The organism is Niveispirillum sp. FG148, from assembly GCF_057809655.1.
On sequence record NZ_JBMDKJ010000068.1, the window covers coordinates 1 to 2,575 of the forward strand.

4 protein-coding genes are annotated in these 2,575 nt (G+C 53.9%); all 4 read left to right on the forward strand.

Annotated features, from left to right (window positions below):
- Positions 1-461: hypothetical protein (locus tag ACODTW_RS28190; RefSeq protein WP_488949541.1), on the forward strand; the 461-nt coding region annotated here is incomplete at its 5' end.
- A gap of 88 nt (positions 462-549) precedes the next feature.
- On the forward strand, positions 550-873 hold the full coding sequence (locus ACODTW_RS28195) for a hypothetical protein (RefSeq protein ID WP_488949542.1): 324 nt from the start codon (positions 550-552) through the stop codon (positions 871-873).
- A 19-nt stretch (positions 874-892) separates the two neighbouring features.
- The gene (locus tag ACODTW_RS28200; RefSeq protein WP_488949543.1) at positions 893-1,687 is read left to right on the forward strand and encodes a hypothetical protein; all 795 of its coding nucleotides are present in this window, start codon (positions 893-895) and stop codon (positions 1,685-1,687) included.
- Positions 1,688-1,738: 51 nt separating this feature from the next.
- A complete protein-coding gene (locus tag ACODTW_RS28205) occupies positions 1,739-2,335 on the forward strand; it encodes a hypothetical protein (RefSeq protein ID WP_488949544.1) in 597 nt (198 codons plus the stop codon).
- The last annotated feature ends 240 nt before the right edge of the window (positions 2,336-2,575 follow it).

Consider the following 2,575-nt stretch of genomic DNA (forward strand, 5'->3'; position numbering starts at 1 on the left):
GAGCGAACAGGATAACAGGATGTTCAACCCCGTCGCACTTCAGCGTGAATCTGCCCCCTTTCTGCATCCTGAAAGGTGATCAATCCTGCTCGTTGATCCATGCCGATCAGCGACGTTTGAAGATCGTGCACAGATCCAACTTGGAGGGACCCATGTATAGTGAAGGTGAAGATGTCAGCAATCCAACAGCAAACCTGCTTGGAGCTATCGGAGCACACAGAACAATTCTTGCGCTTCTATTCCTGCATATAGCACGGAGAAGCCAACCTAGCGCTGACGCGTTCGTCGATGGCAACCTAAGCCTGCTGCTTAGGCATGCCAATGACTATAGTTATATTAGTGAAGACCCGAGCGACGAGGCATGGCGTTTAATGTCGCAGATAAAACAAGCTCACGTTGCGGAAATGGAACAGTTCTGCGCGGAAGCCGCCAAGTTTTTTGAAGCTAATCGTGATGTATGACCGCTCCTTGCCAAGCCACTGCCTCTGTCAGCCCATACCAGTACCGGAGGCGTAACGCGGGTCAAACGAGGGGCCACAAGGTGAGCAGATGGAAGCCAACCGGATCAATGAAGCGGCGATAACCGCCTTCGACGACGTCGTCCGCGAAGGCCAGGAGCCTGCGGGGCACCTCATCGGCGCGTTCGATTACCTGAACAGCTCCGGGAGGTTGGAGGCGGCGGCCGTGCGCAGCCTGATCGACAAGTGGCTTGTCGACTACCCGGCAAAGGAACGGCAGGACTTGGTCGCCCGGTTTCGCTCGCGGGACGATGGCCTCCACCGGAGCGCCTTCTTCGAGCTGCTGCTGCATGCCCTCATGCTGCGCACCGGATTTTCTCGTCCTGGCACCCAACGGAAGCCATTTCTATCTTGAGGCCACGCTTGCTTCCGGCATGGGCAAGACTGCTGCCGGCGCAGATCGCCGAATGCGCGAGGCTCTCCAGGCCATCGACAATGTCAACTCTCCCGACTTCTTTCTCGACCTCCATACCCGCGGCGAGCTGACCAAGCCCGTCGCAGGGAGAAAGTTGCGCAACAGTGTGCAACAGTTCGTCGATGGACTTGATCATGCTGCTGCGGTCAAGGCACTGGAAGCTGGCGAATTCCCCACTCAGGTTTGGCAGCATGTCGAGAATGGCGCGCAGTTCACGATAAGGCCGATACCAAAGCATGTTCGACGTCCGGGCGGCCGGGCAATCGGCGGAAGGATGCTGCCGGGCGGAGAAATTACTCCGGAAGGTCCTATCCGGTCAGCGGTCGAGAAGAAGGCCGGGCGCTATGGAAAAATCGACCTTCCCCTCATAGTCGCCGTCAACGCCCTTGAGGATTTCGCAGAGGTCACCGACGCAACCGATGCGTTGTTCGGGACGACGGCGGTGATCGACACTATGGCAGGCTTACCCCGACACATTCGGAATCCGGACGGTGTCTGGTATGATCAGTCTGGGCCAAGATACACCCGTTCAAGTGCAGTCCTGTTCGTTAAACGCCTTTCACCATGGAGCATTGGCCAGCGTAGCATGACCATGATCCTCAACCCCTGGGCACAGAGCCCGTGTCCGGATTTGCCGTTGGATGCGGAGATTCTTCGCGTGGTCGATGACACGTTAGTGAGACAAAAAGGGGAATCGCTTGCTACGATCTTTGACCTACCGGACGGTTGGCCGGAAGTGAACCGTCCATTGTAGGTGTGCGGGCCGTTGCTCTTACCCAAATATGACCAAAATTTGAGAGACATCATGACTGGATCAGAAAGACGGTTCCGGGCCAAAGTAAATGTCATCAAGCATATTCAGATCCACACCACATTGTCGACTGCGGCCTATCACTTCCACAATCGAGTTCATGACCGTCTCGCCATTGATGATCGGGCAGGCATCACATACGATATTCTTGCTGGTATCTTGTTTGTTGCCTTTGCCGCCGAGGCGAAATTAAATTTTCTAGGCGAACGCCTTGTGCCAAGCTGGCGAGAGCGAAGCGCTTTTAAAGACAAGGTTCAACAGGTATTTCAGGTTGTTAACCTCCAAGTAGACTTCACTTCGAGGCCCTACAATTGTCTATTTCGACTAAAAGAGATTCGAGATATGTTCGCCCATGGAAAGCCAGTCGCGAAGAGGATTAGCAATGAAGGGACTATGACAGAAAGCGAAATTGAGCAACTCAGAAGCCTAGAACCCGATTGGACGTCGCTTGTTACAAATGAAGTCCTCGATGAGCTATACAACGATGCCGATGAAATCTGGGAGCGGTTGCTCGGTCATTCCGGCATTGAGCGGTATGACGCATCAACTCATGGAAATATCTCAGTGGAGTATCTGGGGGAGGCTGAATAGTGCCCCTGAGCAGCATTGAGGACAAGTAAGCGCGATAGTGGCAACATCATACCGGCCAGAGGTCTAATATAACTATCAAAAGGTGAAGAAGGGCAATTGGAAAATGAGCAAGATCCACTCTGCAAGGTATCGCCCAACTTTGAAGGAGCTGGGCACTGGCTACGATCACCAGTGGCTAGTGCTGCTAGAGCATCGAGCGTTTAGTTGTACGCATATCCAGCGGCTTTGAGATAGTTCCAG